15 protein-coding genes are annotated in these 18,813 nt (G+C 49.7%); all 15 read right to left on the bottom strand.

The annotated features are described in order from the left end of the window. Window positions 1–153: 153 nt before the first annotated feature. Window positions 154–942 carry a hypothetical protein gene (locus tag INT21_RS10025; protein WP_193085132.1) on the bottom strand — a complete coding sequence of 263 codons (789 nt, stop codon included), beginning with the start codon at window positions 940–942 and terminating at the stop codon, window positions 154–156. 32 nt (window positions 943–974) lie between these two features. Further along, complete coding sequence (locus INT21_RS10030) at window positions 975–1,778, bottom strand: hypothetical protein (RefSeq protein ID WP_193085133.1); 804 nt, start codon at window positions 1,776–1,778, stop codon at window positions 975–977. Window positions 1,779–1,841: 63 nt separating this feature from the next. Then, complete coding sequence (locus tag INT21_RS10035; protein ID WP_193085134.1) at window positions 1,842–4,949, bottom strand: glycosyltransferase; 3,108 nt, start codon at window positions 4,947–4,949, stop codon at window positions 1,842–1,844. Window positions 4,950–5,001: 52 nt separating this feature from the next. Continuing rightward, window positions 5,002–6,282, bottom strand: a complete 1,281-nt coding sequence (wecC, locus tag INT21_RS10040) for a UDP-N-acetyl-D-mannosamine dehydrogenase (RefSeq protein WP_193085135.1) — start codon at window positions 6,280–6,282, stop codon at window positions 5,002–5,004. Window positions 6,283–6,442: 160 nt separating this feature from the next. Then, window positions 6,443–7,561, bottom strand: a complete 1,119-nt coding sequence (wecB, locus tag INT21_RS10045) for a non-hydrolyzing UDP-N-acetylglucosamine 2-epimerase (RefSeq protein WP_193085136.1) — start codon at window positions 7,559–7,561, stop codon at window positions 6,443–6,445. A gap of 101 nt (window positions 7,562–7,662) precedes the next feature. After that, a complete protein-coding gene (locus INT21_RS10050) occupies window positions 7,663–7,953 on the bottom strand; it encodes a tetratricopeptide repeat protein (RefSeq protein WP_062374973.1) in 291 nt (96 codons plus the stop codon). A gap of 50 nt (window positions 7,954–8,003) precedes the next feature. Beyond that, a complete protein-coding gene (locus INT21_RS10055) occupies window positions 8,004–10,301 on the bottom strand; it encodes a hypothetical protein (RefSeq protein WP_193085137.1) in 2,298 nt (765 codons plus the stop codon). A 9-nt stretch (window positions 10,302–10,310) separates the two neighbouring features. After that, a complete protein-coding gene (locus INT21_RS10060; protein WP_193085138.1) occupies window positions 10,311–12,503 on the bottom strand; it encodes a hypothetical protein in 2,193 nt (730 codons plus the stop codon). 46 nt (window positions 12,504–12,549) lie between these two features. Continuing rightward, window positions 12,550–13,098, bottom strand: a complete 549-nt coding sequence (rfbC, locus tag INT21_RS10065; protein WP_193085139.1) for a dTDP-4-dehydrorhamnose 3,5-epimerase — start codon at window positions 13,096–13,098, stop codon at window positions 12,550–12,552. Between the two features lie 99 nt (window positions 13,099–13,197). Beyond that, the gene (gene rfbA, locus INT21_RS10070; protein WP_193085140.1) at window positions 13,198–14,094 is read right to left on the bottom strand and encodes a glucose-1-phosphate thymidylyltransferase RfbA; all 897 of its coding nucleotides are present in this window, start codon (window positions 14,092–14,094) and stop codon (window positions 13,198–13,200) included. A 176-nt stretch (window positions 14,095–14,270) separates the two neighbouring features. Beyond that, on the bottom strand, window positions 14,271–15,164 hold the full coding sequence (gene rfbD, locus INT21_RS10075) for a dTDP-4-dehydrorhamnose reductase (RefSeq protein WP_193085141.1): 894 nt from the start codon (window positions 15,162–15,164) through the stop codon (window positions 14,271–14,273). Between the two features lie 130 nt (window positions 15,165–15,294). Beyond that, a complete protein-coding gene (gene rfbB / locus INT21_RS10080; RefSeq protein ID WP_193085142.1) occupies window positions 15,295–16,356 on the bottom strand; it encodes a dTDP-glucose 4,6-dehydratase in 1,062 nt (353 codons plus the stop codon). 14 nt (window positions 16,357–16,370) lie between these two features. Then, window positions 16,371–17,354 carry an ABC transporter ATP-binding protein gene (locus INT21_RS10085; RefSeq protein WP_193085143.1) on the bottom strand — a complete coding sequence of 328 codons (984 nt, stop codon included), beginning with the start codon at window positions 17,352–17,354 and terminating at the stop codon, window positions 16,371–16,373. A gap of 33 nt (window positions 17,355–17,387) precedes the next feature. Continuing rightward, window positions 17,388–18,557: a nucleotide sugar dehydrogenase gene (locus INT21_RS10090; protein ID WP_193085144.1), complete on the bottom strand. Its 1,170-nt coding sequence runs from the start codon at window positions 18,555–18,557 to the stop codon at window positions 17,388–17,390. 6 nt (window positions 18,558–18,563) lie between these two features. Then, window positions 18,564–18,813, bottom strand: a 250-nt coding sequence (locus INT21_RS10095) for a hypothetical protein (protein WP_193085145.1), incomplete at its 5' end; no start/stop codon positions are given.

The following is an 18,813-nucleotide window of genomic DNA, read 5'->3' on the forward strand; positions in this document are numbered from 1 at the left end:
GCACTAGAAACCGCAGGTGCTGCACTTATTAGTTGAATTCAGGAACCGCAGGTGCTGCACTTATTACTTGAACCCAGGAACCAAAACAAAAGCAGTCTGATTTACCTCAAAGGCGAAAGATTCCTGGACAATTACCGACCCAATCTTATGTACTCACAAAAGTTCTAAACTCATCTCAAAAACATCATTGAATTTTGATATTATAGAGTTGACTTCACTACTTCTTGAAAAAAACACATTTTCATCATTGGCAGTTAGCTCATTTTTCTTTCTGACCTTGCCAAATCTATTCTTGGTTGAATTACGATTTTCAACAGAAATTATGTCCATCAATTCTTTATCACTAGGAGAACAGGAAGCTGGTGACAAAAGGTATTTTCTAATCCATTCCCCCTTTCTCTCGCTAGAAATAAAATCATCTAAGTGAAGAACACTGACCCGACACCTTCTCTCCTCATTTATCTTTATCGCAGCTTCTAGGCTTTGTGAATAAGTGTTCAAAAAATAACTAGCCGAGCCACCATACCATGGAGCAGATCGTAAAGAAGATAGGCATGCCCTAGCATTCCTTATACAGTAAAAGTAATGTATAGACCCATAGCTCTCAAGCGCTATATCTTTTATATCGTGATGATGAAGCTCGGCATTAGGGCTCTTGAACCCAACTAACCCACCAACGTCAGGTACAGCTTCTGACTTAGAAAGCCCCGAAAAAAGATTGAAAATAGTCTGTTTTTTCTTAGCCCTAAAGCTGGCAAAAACATCCTGATGGCGTGAATACACACTCTCAGAGGAAATCATTATTGATTTTATTCCTGCATAAATCGAGGGATGAACCTCACCTTGGATAGCAAATTCTTTCGTAGCATTCAAGTAATCCGCAAACTGACGAGTCCCGCTCCTCGGCATGCCAGAAACTACAGTAAAGGGTCCATTTTTCATACTCGGCACCATTAGGAAAAGAAAAATAAATTTCAGGAGAAACAGATGGAATTTATAATATCCCTGGTATCTTCCCTCGACGGTGGATTGTGTTTTTTAATGACATCCTCATAATAAACCACATTTAAAAAAGAGTTACTCTTAGGAACATTACAAAACTCTTTTATTTGAAACTCACTGACTCCGGCATCGTCCGAAATTCCATTCAACAGCACACCAATATGGTTCGCCACATGATATTCATCAGACAAATTTTGAAAAATGTAAACTTTTCCTTGACGATCAAAAAAATCAGGAGAATAGGTTATCTTAGAAGAAATACGAGCATCTAATTTTCTAGTTTTATAAGAATAATCCATCATGGCTTCATAGCCTGACTTATAAAATCGATTGAGATAAATCTGTGGGTTTATCGCTATTGAAGTGCTGTCAGTAAAAAGCTCAGTCATTTTCAAACTAACAAAACCACCTGCAGACGACCCAAAGAACACTATATTTTTTTCATCTACTCCAATTTCATCACAGATACTTAAAACCAACTTTCTTAAGCCGTCAAAAAGATCAATACCAGGCCACCCTTGAAACCAACCAATCTTTAAATCATTATTTTCATTTATTGTAGGATCATCAACCACTAAACAATGAGAATTTTCAACGTAGTCAACCACCCAAGAATGCCGCTGATACTGAACAGTCCCTTTAGTTCTATCATAGGCACCTGGAAAAAAAACAATTAATTTTTCCGACGTCACTCCAGGGTGATAACTAAATTTTATTTCATACTCGCCATCTTTGAAAACACCACTTATCAAAGAAAAGTCATTAAAGTCAGACATAAAAAACCTCAAAAATTTTATAAATCAGACACTAAGAAATCTAATAAACAAGAAGCAATACAGCTAGAAACGACAAAAACGGTCTTCTAAGCCACTCGTCACCACTTGAGTTTGTTTCCCCGAAAGAAAATACTCATCTGTGGCATCCCAAGTATGGGCCGAGACATCGCCGCGCCAAACTATGAAGTTAAACGGATCGGCAGCATAAATCTTCACGCCATCTGCTTTAAGCCTCTTTATAAAGTCGCTATCCTCACCGCGATTTAACGAATTGAACTTATACTTGTGGAAGACATCTGCCTTGAAAACGAAAGTAGCGCCTGCCACAAAGTCTACTTCACGATGCTTCATACCTGGGAAGCGTTTAATCAGCTTATCCGAGCCTGAAAGGTACATATAGAGCTCTTTTTTACCTACCAGACCGTAGTCACCGAAGGTAAAAGGAATCAACATATCTGAAAGGTAGTTCTCAAAATAAAAATCATCGTCGTCCATCTTGGCGATGTATTCACCCTGGGCTATTTCAGCTGCCTTATTGAAACGCTCACCAAGCGTATCTGAACTATTGTTAACAAGCGCCTCCACCACTCTAATATTGGATGGCGTTGCTTTTATTTTTTCCACAAGCTCTTTGGCTTGTTTTTTGGTGAAATTCTGAAGCACTAAAATAAGTTCACAGTTTGGATAGTTTTGCCTTGTCATATTCTCGACAATACGATCGATCATATTGGGGCGGCGTGTACAGGTAATGATGCTCACCAGTGGTTCAGAATCATCGTACTCATAGCCAAGCGACGTCTCGATGTCCTTTAGGCGATGCGTATAAGTATGCTTCTTCATCACTTCACGATAGCCAATATGTGATGTCTTTTCCCAGAAGCGCTCATCAGTCAGCAACTTCTCAATTATCTTGTTGGCTTCCTTGGCATCATTAGCCATATGAACAATTCCCGGGAATTGCTCTTCTATTGCCTTCGAAGGTGTAGATACAACTGGTGTACCACATGCCAGAAGTTCATAAACACGACGCGACATCATCGTCGGAGACTCGACAATGGTATTGACATTCAAAAACACCTTGAATCGCTTATAAAGCTTTACGACCTCCGTGAAGGGTACGGCATCCCTAATAAATGGCGCATACTGCGGAGGGAATTTATAGCGGTCACTATCTATCTTTGACATTCGGTCGTAGATAGCACCTTTAAACTCTATTATCGAGGGCAGCAGCGCATCCATTTGTCGCTTACGCTCATCATGCCCCACGCCGTAGTACGAGCCAGCAAAGCAAACCGACTCCGCTTTAGTACGGAAACGGTCTGATGGGTTACAGATTTTTTGCTGTGCAGCGAAAGGCACTGCATATACGTCAGCCTGTGGCACATCACGCTGATAGTCTGCCACTTTAGTTTCATCAGTCGTGAAGATGACGTCTGCTGACTTTGCGATGGGTAGGTAGCGATCATAGTGCATTGGATCCTCCTTGTTCCAGAAGACCAAAGGCATTTTTTTCTTCACTCTGGGAATGAGATCAAGCAGCGCTTGGGCATTAGCGTGTTTCAGCCCAGGAGATGTAAAGGCATACTCCCAGGAGCCTCGATTTCCTTTCCAGCAGCTTTCCAAGAAGCAAAAATCAGCGAGCGACCCTGCAACCTGCTCCTTGTAGTTATTACGGTTAATAGGAAATGCTGTCATTTCATGACGCCAGCACTCCTCCGAAATCTCATCCATGATAGAGATGGCCTTGAGCCTTCGACCAAGCTTGCCTTTTGTTGGAGCTACTTTTTGGCTTTTCGCCATGGGCACAGGCTTGGCAGGCACAACAGCAGCCTTGTTTGGTGCTTTCGGCTTTGTCGACTTAGTCGGTTTGGCTTGCGCCTCAATTACCGCCCTCTGCACCAGGGCACTCTCCTCCTCCTTCAGCGCTTTGACCATCGGCTCGGTATGCGCCGAAAACAACAGTTCGGTACCCAGCTTCGGCGCAGGCAGCTTCAGTGACCCCTGAAGGGCTGTGACCAAGCTTGCGGCACTCCCAGCCTCAAAGCTCACTACGCCTTCGTATTTATCAGCATACTCGGCCAACGGTGCCACGTCAGATACCACTAGACGCTTACCATGGGCCAGAGCCTCGGCGGCCTTCATAGGCGGTACAAGTTTGCATACCGCTAAGGGCTTACGGGGAATTACCACCGCATCCAGCAGCGCGTAGTAGTCCGCCACCTGTTCATGGGGTACCCGCCCGACTTGTATCAGCCAAGGCTTGTCCGATTCGGTTACGTTGGCTGATGAAGGCTCGTTCTTGCTTTTTAGAGTTAAGGGCTGGTCATCACCCACCAGTAACAGCTTGAGTTTTTCGCCCTTTTGCACCAGCTCAAAGCAGGCGTCGAGCAGCACATCTAGCCCTTCATAGGCGTTGAAGCTGCCAATGTAGCCCACTACCTTTTCGTTATCTGCGATACCCAGTTTGTTTTTCAGAGAGGTAGGGGCCGGTTTTATTTCTGGCAGAACGCTAACGGCATTCGGCACAATACCAATACAGCTTTGCTCAACACCGCGATTTACTAGTTCTGCCTTCATTGGCGCGTTCAGGGTAAACACGCCTTGGGCCTGTTGGGTGACGAAGGTGTCGCGTTCGGCCTCTTGTTTGAAGGCTGGTTGCTGGCGGTAGCCTGGCTCTCTTGCTTCTCTGGAAAGCTCCCAGAAACCACGCACTTCACTGTAAAACGGCAGGCCAAGCTGTTTGGCTGCTACCCAGGCCGGTAAACCACTTATCCAGTTAGACGCTGCCAGTACCGCGCTGGGGCGGTAAATACGGAACAGGGTAACCAAGCGCTTTACGCTGGCAGCCATGTGAGCGGCGTCCCCCTGTGGTACTTCGCCCTTTAGCCAGCGGGTATGAATATAGCGTACGCCTTCAAGCGTTGTTTCTGGTTCAATTTGCATGGGTGCTTGTTGAAGTTCCCATGGGCGGCCTGGGCGTACAAAACACAAGGCTTCCAAGCCGTGATCATTCAGCGCTTTGGCAATACCCTGCGTGCGAATGGCATAACCATTACTGGCATAACTTTGGCCATGGCTCACCACATAGGCAATACGCCCTTCAATAGGTTGAGCAATGGGCGTTGATGTTTGACTGGCTAAGCGTTGAGCGTGGTTGAGCAGATCGTCCATAATGTTCCGGTGCGTGGTAAATGGAGAATGACTGAGTGACGTGTGAGGGCGTTTACCCTAAAAGCCCTACTGCGTCGATCACACTTTCTTTAGCACGCACCTTTTCTACGTTCTGAATAAAGCCTTTGTGTTTTACCAGCACACACATCACATCTGCCTGGGTGAGCGCTTCTTCCAAAGTGGCTAGGGTAGTGTTTTCACCCTGTAGCTTTTCCGGCAGTTTAGTGATATTGGGTTCTACCACTTGTAAACGGCAGCCAAGGGCGGCCACTTGCTCTGCAATGCCTAGGGCGGGGCTTTCACGCAGGTCGTCGATATCCGGTTTAAACGCCACACCCAGGCAGGCTACGGTTAGGTCGCTACGACGTGCTTTGGGGTTTTGCTGGTGGTAAGCCTCTAACGCCTCTTTCACCCGGCCTAATACCCATTGGGGCTTGGCGTCGTTAACTTCACGGGCGGCACGCACAATTTTAGCTTGCTCTGGGCAGGCATCTACAATAAACCAGGGGTCTACGGCAATGCAGTGACCACCTACGCCAGCGCCTGGGGTCAAAATATTGACACGCGGATGGCGGTTGGCCAGGGTAATCAGTTCCCACACATTAATATCTAGCTCATGGCAGATGGTGGAAAGCTCATTGGCAAAGGCAATATTCACATCGCGGAAGCTGTTTTCAGTGAGCTTGGCCATTTCTGCTGTGCGAGCGGTAGTGGCAACACACTCCCCTTCCACAACGATTTGGTAAAGCGCACAGGCGGCTTCGGCACACTTCGGCGTCATGCCGCCAATCACGCGGTCATTTTCTACCAATTCACGAATCACATGGCCGGGCAACACACGCTCTGGGCAGTGGGCAATGCGAATATCCGACGCTTCACCATGGGTTTGCGGGAAAGTGAGATCGGGCCGCGCTTCGGCTAGCCACGCGGCCATTTGTTCTGTTGCGCCGATAGGGCTGGTAGATTCCAACACCACCAAATTACCCGCTTTCAGTACTGGGGCTATGGATTTCGCAGCCGCTTCAATGTAGCTGAGATCTGCTTTGTGATTTTGACCGTTTTCATCGGTGTGGAACGGCGTTGGCACCGCCACCATAAAGGCATCCGCCGCTTCAGGCGTGGTGGTTGCACGCAGGTATCCTTCAGTAACGGCGGCATGCACAACCATGTCTAGCTCTGGTTCTACAATATGGATGTCGCCATTGTTGATCGTGTCGACGGCATGTTGGTTAACATCTACACCAATTACCTTTTTCTTACGTGAGGCGAACACTGCGGCGGTAGGCAAGCCAATATAGCCCAGACCAATCATGGAGATAGTGTCGAATTGCATGTTTCATTCCTTGATAAAATTTATTAGCCACGGACCCTCACGGACGACACGGACAAAACCATAAATACTTTTTAGCTTTTAAGTTTTTAGGTTGCTTTTGACCTTGTCCGTGTTTTCCGTGAGCGTCCGTGGGAAAATCTGTGGCAAAAAAGTTGTCAGCTTATGAGCTTGCTAGCACGTCGCGGATGCGTTGGCAGGCTTTGCCGTCGCCGTAGGGGTTGTGGGCGTAGCTCATCGCTTGGTAGGCGTCTTCATCGTTTAGCAAACGGGTAAGTTCACTGGTGATGGTATCTACGTTGGTGCCTACTAGCTTAACGGTGCCTGCTTCTACGGCTTCGGGGCGTTCCGTCGTGTCGCGCATTACCAATACAGGCTTACCAAGCGATGGGGCTTCTTCTTGAATACCGCCGGAATCGGTCAAAATGATATGCGCTTGGTTCATCAGGTAAACAAACGGCAGGTAATCTTGTGGTTCAATCAGGTGAACGTTATCCACCTTGGCCAGCAGGCGGTTAACCGGCTCACGCACGTTGGGGTTGAGGTGCACCGGATAGAGAATTTGGGTATCTGGGTGGCGTTCAGCGGTATCTGCCAGTGCTTGGCAGATACGCTCAAAACCACCGCCAAAACTTTCACGCCGGTGGCCGGTCACCAGAATCAGCCGCTTGCTTTCATCCAGCATGGGAAAGCGTTTGGCCTGTTCGGCAGCAAGCGAAGGGGTCGTTTCTAGCTTATGCGCAACTTCAAGCAGCGCATCAATCACGGTGTTACCGGTGATATGAATGCTGGCCGGGGCTATGCCTTCGTTGAGCAGATTCTGCTGCGACGTGGACGTGGGTGCGAAATGCACGGCGGCCAGGGCACCGGTTAACTTACGATTGCCCTCTTCAGGCCAAGGGGAGTATAAATTACCGGTGCGCAGCCCTGCTTCTACGTGGCCCACCGGAATTTGCTGGTAGTAGCAAGCAAGCGTGGTAGCAAAGGTGGTAGCCGTATCACCGTGAACCAGTACCATATCTGGCTTAAAATCTTCCAGTACTGGCTTTAGCCCTTGCAGAATGCCACAGGTTACATCATTGAGGTCTTGCCCCGGCTTCATGATGTTGAGGTCATAGTTTGGGGTCAGTTCGAAAAGTGCCAGCACTTGATCTAGCATTTCGCGGTGTTGAGCAGTAACGCACACCCGAGCTTCAAAGCGTTCATCCGTGGCGAGCTGTAGCGCCAGCGGGGCCATTTTAATGGCTTCCGGGCGGGTACCGAATACGGTCAGTACTTTCATTCCTTGCCTTCTTTTCAATCGGTTATCGTTTTAGCTTGCGACATCACTACCGTGCAGTTTTTGGCAGAAGTGTTGCACTATTCCTTGCTTAGCTACCTTACTTAACTGGCATCTTGCAGGTGATATTCCAGCTCTTGACAGCGGCGGTAGTAATGTTCCAGCAGTGCTTGGGTTTCTGCTAGCTGCTTGGCAACAGGGGTATTGTCTACACTGCGCGATGCTGTTTTGATGGCCTGGCCTGGATTACCTAACTTTTGTTCACAAAGACGAACATTAACATCAAAAAGGTTTTTGCCATATTGGGAAGCAGCATTTTGGTAAAGTTTAATTGCGTTTTGGTAGTCGCCCTGGTTGAAAGCGGCATGGGCGCGTTTAACGAGATCTTTTTCCATGGTTGGCTCTTGGTTAAGTTGTAAGATGAAGGTTAGTAAGAATGCATCATCTAGCCTTCCACTCTTAGGCTGTAAGCGTTGGGGAGCGTTAGCCATTGACCAGGGCGCTGACGGGTTTCAAGCAGTTTATCCCAGCTTTCTTTCAAGCTGGTTTCCTGCGGGTGCTGGTTACCTTCCAGCACCATATCCAGCCGCTGGGTGGGCAGTTGTTGTAGCAATAGGGCGAGCGCTATTTCGCGGCTGTGGCCGGCCTGGGGCAGGTCTTCGCCTATTATCACCAATACACGGGCGTTTTCTGATAGCCATTGGTTAAGCCGTTTCAGCGTAGGTTCTACTGCGTAGAACAGCGTGGCTTGCCCATTCGCTTGGCACTCTACCCAGGGGGCATACACTGTATTCACGGCTCTGGCCGTGCCTTTGTTGTGTAAGCGCTGCTTTAAGGCTTCGCTGGCCGCGTTTTGGTGCTCAATGCTGACAATGGCTTGTGGTAGATCCGCATGAGAAAGCGTGACTTCGTTTTCTGCTGATTCCTGCTGGCTACTTTTAAGCCTTGGCGCGTGTGAACGAGTGTTGAGCAACCCTTGCGCCAGCAACTCTGTGGTGTTCGCGCTTCCCAACACGACGACAACGTCATGCTGGGTGGCGTCGTAGTGTTCTAGTAATGCTACTGCGTAGCTGGGAGGCAGCTGAGTACTTACCGGGCGCTGGCCATGCTGTAAGTAATGCGTTAGTGCGTGCTCATCACGCTGCTGGCGGGCACTACGCGTGACATGTTGGCCAAGGGCGTTGGTGGTTTGCTGAATGTAGCTGCGCTGTTCGCCGAACAGGGATTCCAACTTGCTTTCCAGTTGCCCAACGCGTTCGTTACGTTGTTGTAACGTGGTGAGCTGTTCGCTGAGCTGACTGATGATGGTATCTTTTTCTTTTAGCGTTTGCTGAGCTTCTGTTAATTGAGCTTGAGACGCTTCGTGCTGTTTTTTGCGATTGGCAAAATAATTTTTGTATTTTTCACGCTCTTCTTCACTTGCTTTTAGCTTTTCTTCTAGGCTAGCCGCCTGCTCTGCCTTAGTGTTCAGCTCATTTTGCAGGCTTTTTAGCTTTTCAGCGCGCTCTTCTGCTTGCTGTTTGCGGCCTACAAACCAGCCGTGGGTTTCTTCAAATTTGTGCTGCAGTTCTTTATGGGCTCTTTGTTCCGCCTGACGCTGCTCTTCTATTTTTTTTAGCTTGCTTTCGGTGGCCGACAACGTTTGCTGCGTATTAACCTGTTGCTGTTGAATCTGTTCCAGCTGCTTTGCCGTTTCACTCTGTGTTTGCTGATGCTGTTGGCTTACTTTCTGTGCTTGGTTGAGCTGTTTTTTTAGCGTTTCGTTGTCTTCTTTTAGTTGCTGACACTGCGCATGAGCTTCAGCCAGTTGGTTCGCTTTTTCTTTCAGCTGCGCTTGTGTTTGCTGTGCCACTTCTTCCGCTTTCTGCTGCTGTTTTTTGCTTTGCTGTTGGCTGGCCTCTAGCTGTTGCTGGCGTTCTTGCAGCTGTTGTTTCAGAGTGGCTACTTCTTCTTGCTGTTGCTTAAGCTGAGTGTGCAGTTTCGCTAGCTGTTCGGTTTTTTCTTTCAGCTGCGCTTGTGTTTGCTGCGCCGCTTCTTCCGCTTTCTGTCGCTGTTTTTTGCTTTGCCGTTGATTGGCTTCTAGCTGTTGCTGGCGTTCTTGAAGTTGCTGTTTCAGGGCAGTTGTTTCTTCTTGCAGGCTGAGCAGCTGATCTTTCAGTGGATGACGAGTAAGTTGCCAATACGGCCAGTCTGGGTCTTGCTGATTGACGTCGGTGATATCGTATCCTGCTTCTGCCAGTTGTTGCAGAATGTCTTTTGCTGCAATGCTGCCCTGGTAATAGGATTCTGGGTTGGCATGTAGCTGTAATTGCTGAAACTGGTTAAGCTGGCCTGTTTCAATCAGCTCGTTGAGGATGGCCCCCTCTTCCCCCGGTGTTTGCAGCACCAGCTGGGCCCGTTCCCCTTGGGCTGGCCCGTAATCGGCTAGCAGCTGGGTTGGGGTAAGGGTGGCCACACTGTGCGTTGCCGTGGTTTTCAACCCTGGGAACAGGCTCTTAAGCCCTGTGGCTGGGCGCAGGCTATTCGCTTCGGGCAGGTTATATTCATACAGCTGAGTGTTGGCCGAGCTTGGCGTGACAGCGGCTTCCACAATGGTAAGAGTGGCGTCACCTGCTGCTTTGTGTCGCAGCTGCTGTGCCAACATGGGGTTTGGTTCTACCAGTACAATGCGCGTGGCACCACTTTTTCGCCACTGGGGGAGTTCACTTGTTTGGCCAGCCCCTATATGAAGAATCATCGACATGGTGTTGGTTTACCCCTTTTCAACCGGTTGCTGTATTGGCGCGGGTAGCGAGGCCAAGGCACCCGGCCGGGTGGCTCTGTTTTCCTTCTGGCCATAACGGATATAGTGAACCAGGGGGTTCAGGCCACTATCTGTTACATCTTGGTAGTAAAGCAGGTACCAACTAGTATCAAATACTTCGCTGGGATTACGACCTTCGTACGCACCCATCGTGAGGTAGTGTTCGATGGGGTCTATGCCAGCTTCCGCAATATCGGGATAGGCCTGCAGGTACCATTCCACATCAAACAGGCCAGAGTGAGCCACCTGTTTTTTTTGCTGCTGAAGCTGTTCAGCACGCACCTTTTTATTCTTTTTGCCATGGCTATTAAGCGGGCTGACCAGCTTCCAGCGGGGGCTTTTGGTAATACTGTTAAGCTCTTTGCTTAGCTCATAAATACGCCGGTTGGCTGACGCTAGGGCCAAGGCGCCTTCTCGTTCGGCAAGCTGGTATTTGTGCTCCCAGTCTGACTGGTGCTTTTTGGCCGCTGCCAGCTGGTTTTTGACTTCTGACATATTACCGTTCAAGGCTTTATTACTGCGCTCTAGGCCTTCCATTATTTCTCGCAGCTTGGCGAGGCGGCGTTGTAACAGCTGATTCTCTTTCTGGCTGGCATGATGTGCGTTAACGCTGTGCTGGTGCTGGTGTTCGCTGTATTTAAGCTGGGATTCTCTTCTGGCAAGTTCTTTTTCTTGCTCTTTCACTTGTAGGAACTTGGCCTCGAATGCTTCCTGCACTAGGTGCAGTTGCTGTAGAAGTAGCTGGTTTTCGTGTTCTACAGTTGAAAGGCTGGCTTCTGCTTCCTGCTGTGCTTCTCTATGCTGGCCTTCCAGGGCTAATTTTTCAGCTTTCGTTTGTGCATGGGCAGCTTGCTCTTTTTGCAGCATTGCCTTTTGCTTTTCAGCAGCTTCACACTGTTTTAGAAGCTCCGTTTTTTCGGCCTGTAGATCTGTGAGCTGTTTTGCTTGGTCTTCATGGGTAGCGTTTAACGCCGTTAGCTGATGCGCTAGGGTAGATTTTTCAGCGTTAATCTTGGTAAGCGCCAGCTGCTCTTTTTTTAGTGCGCTTTGGAGCTTTTCTCGCTCTGCGTTAACTTCTTTGATGATGGATTGGTCTTTTTGCTGAGCTTGCTTGAGAGCTGCATGCGCTATCTCAAGTTTCTGATGCGCTTTTTGGTATGTTTCTAACTGGCGTTGCAGGTTTACCTTTTCGGAGGCGGCTTCTTTACCTGCCGTTATGTAGCGCTCCAGTTCTTCTTGCACTAGATGCAGCTGCTCTAGCAACAGTTGATGCTCTTCACTGGCATTAGTGAGTACGATTTCCTGCGCTTTTTTTGCCGCCTGAAGCGTGGTGTGTTCTTTTTCTAGCGTAGCGTTTGATGCTTTGAGTGCCGCGTGATCGGCCTGTTCTTTTTCCAGTTGGCGCTGAAGCGCTTCACGTTCGGCTTGAACATTATTGATAGCCGTTTGGTCTTTTTGCTGTGTTTGCAGCAGGTTAGTATGCTGCGTTTCCAACGCTTGGTACTCTTTTTTCAGTGCTTTATGCGCTTGTGCTAGCACTTGGCTGCTTTCACACTGCTGGAAAAGTGCCGTTAGTTCTGAATAAAGGTGATCAATTTCTTGTATTGGTGGAGTTGCTGGCTCACCAATGGGCAAGGTGCACGCTTCCAGCTGCGCCAGTAACAGTGGCAGTTCCTGGCTTTGATGAACCGCCAGGGTCGCCAGCATCCAATAGTAAGGGTTGGCTTCTGCTGGCGGGTATTGGCTATCTGACTGTTGGCCTTCAGGCAATTCAATCTGCTGCTGCCAGTGGTTCTCTAACGTGATGGCACTCTGTGACAGGTGTTGGCGGGCAGCATCGATATTGATGAGCACCACTCGCTTTCGGTTAGCCTTGAAGCACTCTATCATCGCCTTGGTGTGAGCTACCCATTGTGTCAGCACTTCTGTGGGTGCAGCTCCCTGCTCCATGGCGCTTACCAGCGTTTGTTGGGGGCTGGCGTACGCTAACAGTAACTTTCCTTCTGCAGGCATTTCGCTTATTGGGTCAACGCTATGTTGCTTTGACTCATTCGACGTTGGGGTTACACAACCTAAGGCTTCCAGCAAAGGGGCCAGGCATTGCCAGTTGCTATAGGGGGTTGTGCCGAAAGTCACTGTCATTCAAGAAAGCTCCGTTTTTCACTTATCACGACGTAAAGAGAGTGGTTCAGACAAATGTTCTGGCATCTTTGAAGCGTGCACCTAGGGCATCCTTTTCTGAGACCCCAGGCTGTTTGTTGTCCACCAGCGGCCAGTCTATTGCTAACGTGGGGTCATCCCAGCGAATACAGTATTCATCGCCTGGGTTGTAATAATCGGTACATTTGTACTGGAACTCAGCTTCTTCACTGGTCACGTAGAAGGCGTGGGCAAAGCCTGGTGGCACCCAGAGTAATTGCTTGTTCTCTGCGCTCAGCATTGCGCCTACCCATTGGCCAAAGGTGGGGCTGCTTTTGCGTAAGTCTACCGCCACATCAAACACTTCCCCCCGGGTCACGCGTACTAGCTTGCCTTGGGGCTTTTCAAGCTGGTAATGCAAGCCGCGTAAAATGCCATGGCTGGAAAGGCTGTGGTTATCCTGAACGAAGGTATGGTTGCCGCAGTGCTGTTCAAATTCAGATTGGCGGAAGGTTTCCATGAAGAAGCCGCGTTCATCGCCGAACACTTGAGGGGTGAGCAAGACCACTTCTGGTATAGCGAGTTTTTCGTATTTCATTATTAAACCGTGGAATGTGATAGATAAACGTAGAGATGTTGTGCAAGCAGTAAGACCTGGAACTGTTTGTTTACAACGAATGACTCCTCCGCTTTCTGATTACTTCTTGTCTTTCTGCTTTAACAAACGCTGCAGATATTTACCGTACTGGGTTTTCGAGAGTGGCTTTGCCAATTCGGTTAGACGTTCGTCGCTTATCCACTTCTGCTGCCAGGCGATCTCCTCAAGGCAGGCTATTTTGAGGCCTTGGCGGTGTTCAATGGTTTGCACGTATTGGCTGGCTTCTAGCAAACTGTCGTGGGTACCAGTATCTAGCCAGGCAAAGCCGCGGCCAAGGCGCTCCACGCGCAGGTCGCCACGTTCAAGGTAGGCGTTATTAACGCTGGTGATTTCCAGCTCGCCGCGCTCGGAAGGTTTTACGTTTTTGGCAATTTCTACAACGTCGTTATCGTAAAAATAAAGGCCCGTTACTGCGTGCGCTGATTTCGGCTTGGCTGGTTTTTCTTCAATGGAAATCGCCTTGCCGTCTTCACAGAATTCCACTACGCCAAAGCGTTCAGGGTCTTTTACCAGGTAACCAAATACGGTGGCACCGCTGGGCTGTTTGTCAGCGCGTTTTAGCTGCTCAGAGAAGTGCTGACCGTGGAAGATGTTGTCGCCCAGCACTAAGCACACGGGGCTGTCGCCAATAAATTCTTCACCAATAATAAAGGCTTGGGCTAGGCCATCGGGGCTTGGCTGTTCGGCATATTGCAGGTTGATGCCAAAGTCTTCCCCGCTACCCAGTAGGTTTTGGTATTGGGGTAAGTCTTCAGGGGTAGAGATAATGAGAATATCGCGTATACCCGCCAGCATAAGCACTGAAATCGGGTAGTAAACCATTGGCTTGTCGTACACCGGCAATAGCTGTTTTGACACGCCACGGGTAATGGGGTGTAGGCGAGTGCCTGAACCACCGGCGAGAATGATGCCCTTTCTCTGTGTTGATTGGCTCATATTGGCCCCCTTGCTGTGTTACAGAATATAAGTTTAGCCACGGCCCTTTGCGGAAAGCTCGGACAAAACCTGTTTTGCCACGGACACTCACGGAAAACACGGACAAGGTCAAAAGCAACACCCCAATAACAAATAAAGGGTTTTGTCCGTGTCGCCGGTGGCGAATAACGTTTTTTTTAATTACTGAGATGTTCTTTCAGTGTCAGAGCTAATTGGCTTTGCCAGGTGGGCATGGTGATGCTTAGTGCGCTTTCTAATTTGCCTAGCGCCATGCGTGAGTTCAACGGGCGTTGGGCGGGCGTTGGGTATTCTGCCGTGGGGATGCCAGCGGTGCTTTCGGGGGTAATCGCGAGGGTTTCCCCTGCTTCACGGGCTTGGTTGAAAATTTCGCTGGCGAAGCCGTGCCAGCTGGTTTCTCCGCGTGGAGCAAGATGATAAACCCCTGACGGTATATTGATGGTCAGTGGTGAGCCTTGCGTGGTGAATGCCAGCGCAGTGACTTGAGCGATTAGCCGTGCTGGCGTAGGCGCGCCGATTTGATCATTAACGATGCTCAATGCATCCCGTTCGCGGCCCAGGCGCAGCATGGTTTTCATAAAGTTGTTGCCGCGCGCGGCGTATACCCAGCTGGTGCGAAAAATCAGGTGGCTGGCACCGCTGTTAACCACCGCTTCATCCCCTTCTAGCTTGGTTTGGCCGTATACGCTTAGCGGGCCAGTGGGGCTGTCTTCTTGCCAGGGGGGTTCGCCGTTGCCTGGGTAAACGTAGTCCGTTGAGTAGTGCACCAGGGGAATGCCCTGCTTCGCTGCATATTCCGCTAATTGCGCGGGTAGCTCGGCATTTAGACGTTTAGCCTGCTGTGGCTCACTTTCGGCTTTATCCACTGCTGTATAGGCCGCTGCATTGAGGATTAAGCCAGGCTGGTGTTTGGCAAGATAAGCATCTACTGCGTCGGCGTTGGTTAAATCGAGCTCTTGGCGTGTCGGGGCCAGGATAGTACCGAACGGGGCAAATTGGCGCTGGAGTTCAAAGCCTACTTGGCCGTTACCGCCAGTGATGAAGATGTTCATAGTGAAGCCTTAACGTCAATCGATTGCGCAACCTGTAGCGCGGTGTAATGAGGTCGCGAGGAACGAGCGATACCGAGGCACCCGCGAAATCCGAAAGTCTGTTGCGGGTGCGCCGTAGGCTTACCACGCACTACGTGTTGGTACCCAGCCGTTGGTAGCTGCCGTCTTGTACGCGTTTCCACCAGGTTTCGTTAGCGAGATACCACTGCACGGTTTTGCGTAGGCCGGTTTCGAAGGTTTCTTCTGGCGTCCAGCCGAGTTCTTGTTCAATTTTGCTGGCATCAATGGCGTAACGTACGTCGTGGCCGGGGCGGTCAGTCACGAAGGTGATGAGCTCACGGTACGACTGCTCTTGTGGCACTAGCTCTTGAAGCAGGTCGCACAGTGTTTCAACAACGGTGAGGTTGGCTTTTTCGTTATGCCCACCGATGTTGTAGGTTTCGCCGATTTCGCCTTCTGTAGCTACTTTGATTAAGGCGCGGGCGTGGTCTTCCACATATAACCAATCGCGGATTTGCTGGCCGTTGCCGTATACCGGTAGCGGCTTGCCTGCTAGGGCGTTGAGGATCATCAGCGGGATCAGTTTTTCTGGGAAGTGATATGGCCCGTAGTTGTTGGAGCAGTTGGTCACCAATGTGGGCAGGCCGTAGGTGCGCTGCCATGCGCGCACTAGATGATCAGAACTGGCTTTACTGGCAGAGTACGGTGAACTGGGCGCATAAGGCGTGGTTTCAGTAAAGAGGTCGTCGGTGCCTTCCAAATCGCCATACACTTCATCTGTACTTATGTGATGAAAGCGAAAGGCCTCTGCTTTTGCTTTATCTTGCTGCTGTAGGGTTTTCCAGTACGCGCGGGCGGCTTCAAGCAATACGGCGGTGCCGACTACGTTGGTTTGAATAAACTCAGCGGGGCCGTCGATGGAGCGGTCTACGTGGCTCTCTGCGGCTAGGTGCATCACTACATCGGGCTGGTGCTGTTCAAACAGCTGCTGCATGGCCGGGGCGTCGCAAATATCTGCCTGCACAAAGGTGTAGCGTTCGCTGTCTTCCACGCTTGTCAGTGATTCCAAGTTGCCAGCGTAAGTCAGCTTATCGAGATTAATCACCCGGTGCTGGGTGTTATTGATCAATTCACGCACGACCGCTGAGCCAATAAAGCCGGCACCGCCGGTAACAAGAAACGTTTTAGACATCCGTATTTCCCTTACTATTTTTGCTGATCTGGTACGGTTGGCGGCCCGTCTTGTTGAGCTGCTTGTAATGCTTGGAAATGCTTACGGGCTTGTTCCGCTGCTTTACGGCGCTGAACCACGTCTTTTTCAATCAGATGCAGTAGCTTAGGCAGGAACTTTTGTTCTCTTGCTGTTGCTAGGTTTTCCCTCGCAATTTTCAGCTTGTGCCTGCACTCTTTAAGGTGTTGCTGCGCGCCAGGTATGTCTGTTGGCAGCTCCTGTGCAATGGCTGCTTTTTTGCTGGCTCTTTTTGCTGCAGCGGGGTCAGTGCCTTTATTGACACGGGCGGCTTTTTTGGCATCGACATCTTTGTGGTAGTCACTAATCGCGGCTTCAACACTGTCGTACCAGAAGGCTTCGCCATCTTTAATATAAACACCTGCCTGACAAAGATCTTTTAAGATGCCTTCAGAGTGCGACACCATAATGATTGAGGCTTGCCCCACTTTAGATTCAAACAGCGCTTTGGCTTTTTCTTTGAAGGCGCGGTCGCCGACGGCGGTTGCTTCATCAGAAATATAGACGTCAAAATCAAACGAGAGCGAGAGGCCAAAGGAAATGCGCGATCTCATGCCAGAAGAGTAGGTGCGAATAGGCTCGTCAAAGGCATCACCTATTTCAGCAAAGTCTTCTACAAAGGCAATCACACGTTTTACTTCGTCGGGCCGACAGCCTTGTGCGCGGGCTACGAATTTTACATTTTGCCGCCCAGTCATATTGCCTTGCATGCCACCAGATAACCCCACTGGCCATGAAACGCGGCTATGACGTATGACTTCACCACGCTCTGGGGAGTCCATACCGGCAATCAGGCGCAGCAGCGTCGATTTACCTGCGCCGTTGGGGCCAATCAACCCGACGCTTACCCCTTGTGGAATGGTCAGGTTGATGTTTTTCAGTACCCAGTCACTGCCGTGGTGGTTGTGGTAGCGCTTGTAGAGATTTTTAACTTCAATCATGTGATTTGCTTTTAGACGTGCTGAGTGGGGAGGTTAGTCACTGCCGAACAAATCGCGGGTATATACTTTATCTGCTACATCTGCTAATTCGCTGGCCATGCGATTGCTTAAGATCAAGTCGGCTTCCTGCTTGAACGCGTCTAACTCTCTAATCACCCGAGAATTGTAGAAGTGATCTTCCGCTAGGGCTGGTTCGTAAACGATAACGTTAACCCCTTTGGCTTTAAGGCGCTTCATAACGCCTTGCATGGCGCTGGCGCGAAAGTTATCAGAACCCGTTTTCATAATTAGCCGGTACACACCTACCACACGTGGGTTGCGCTTTAGCACCGCTTCGGCAATGAAGTCTTTGCGGGTGCGGTTGGCATCCACAATGGCTTGAATCATGTTGCTGGGTACGTCTTGGTAGTTGGCGAGTAGCTGCTTGGTGTCTTTAGGCAAGCAGTAGCCACCATAGCCAAAACTGGGGTTGTTGTAGTGCTTGCCAATGCGTGGGTCTAACCCTACCCCTTCAATGATTTGCCGCGTGTCTAGGCTGTGGGTTTCGGCATAGGTGTCTAGCTCATTGAAATACGCGACACGCATGGCTAAGTAGGTGTTCGCAAACAGCTTGATGGCTTCAGCTTCGGTGCTGTTGGTTAGCAGAATAGGCGCATTTTTTTTGACCGCCCCTTGCGTTAACAGGTTGGCGAATTGCGCTGCTCGCTCGGAACGCTCACCGACAATAATTCGTGAAGGATAGAGGTTATCGTAAAGCGCTTTGCCTTCACGAAGAAATTCGGGTGAGAAAATTAGGTTCTCTGTCTTGAATTTTTTGCTGGCGCTCGCTGTATAGCCCACCGGCACGGTCGATTTGGTTACCATGACCGCGTGGGGGTTTAAGTTGATCACTTGCTTTATGACGGCTTCCACGCTTTGAGTATTAAACGTGTTGGTGCTGGGGTCGTAGTCGGTGGGTGTGGCAATGATGACTATATCGGCATTGGCGTAGGCGTGTTCAGCGTTAGTAGTAGCCGTGAAGTGAAGGTCATCACGCTGAAGAAACTGGCTGATCTCGGTGTCTTCAATAGGTGATTGTTTTAGGTTTAGCTGATCTACTTTTTCTTTAACGATATCTACCGCAGTCACGCTGTTGTGCTGAGCCAGCAGCATGGCGTTTGAAAGGCCTACGTACCCTGTTCCTGCTACCGCAATGTTTTTCATAGGATCTCAAGCATTAACGTTGTGTGACTGATCTTGGGCGGCTGCGCCGCCATTGCTGTACCACCCAGGGTTTTGTAGCGCGTGGTCAGCGAAGCGCACCCATAACCGTTTGAATGCACAACTTTTGTAGCGCAGCGTAAGCGTTAGCGCACCCGCGGGTGCAGCGCGAAGTGGTGCTGTTTTGCAGCCACCGGCTTTACCAGGGCGGCTGCGCAGGGCAAACGCATGAAAGATTTCATCCAGCCAATATCGTCGC

The sequence above is a fragment of the Halomonas sp. 3F2F genome, assembly GCF_014897805.1.
Taxonomy (GTDB): Bacteria; Pseudomonadota; Gammaproteobacteria; order Pseudomonadales; family Halomonadaceae; genus Vreelandella.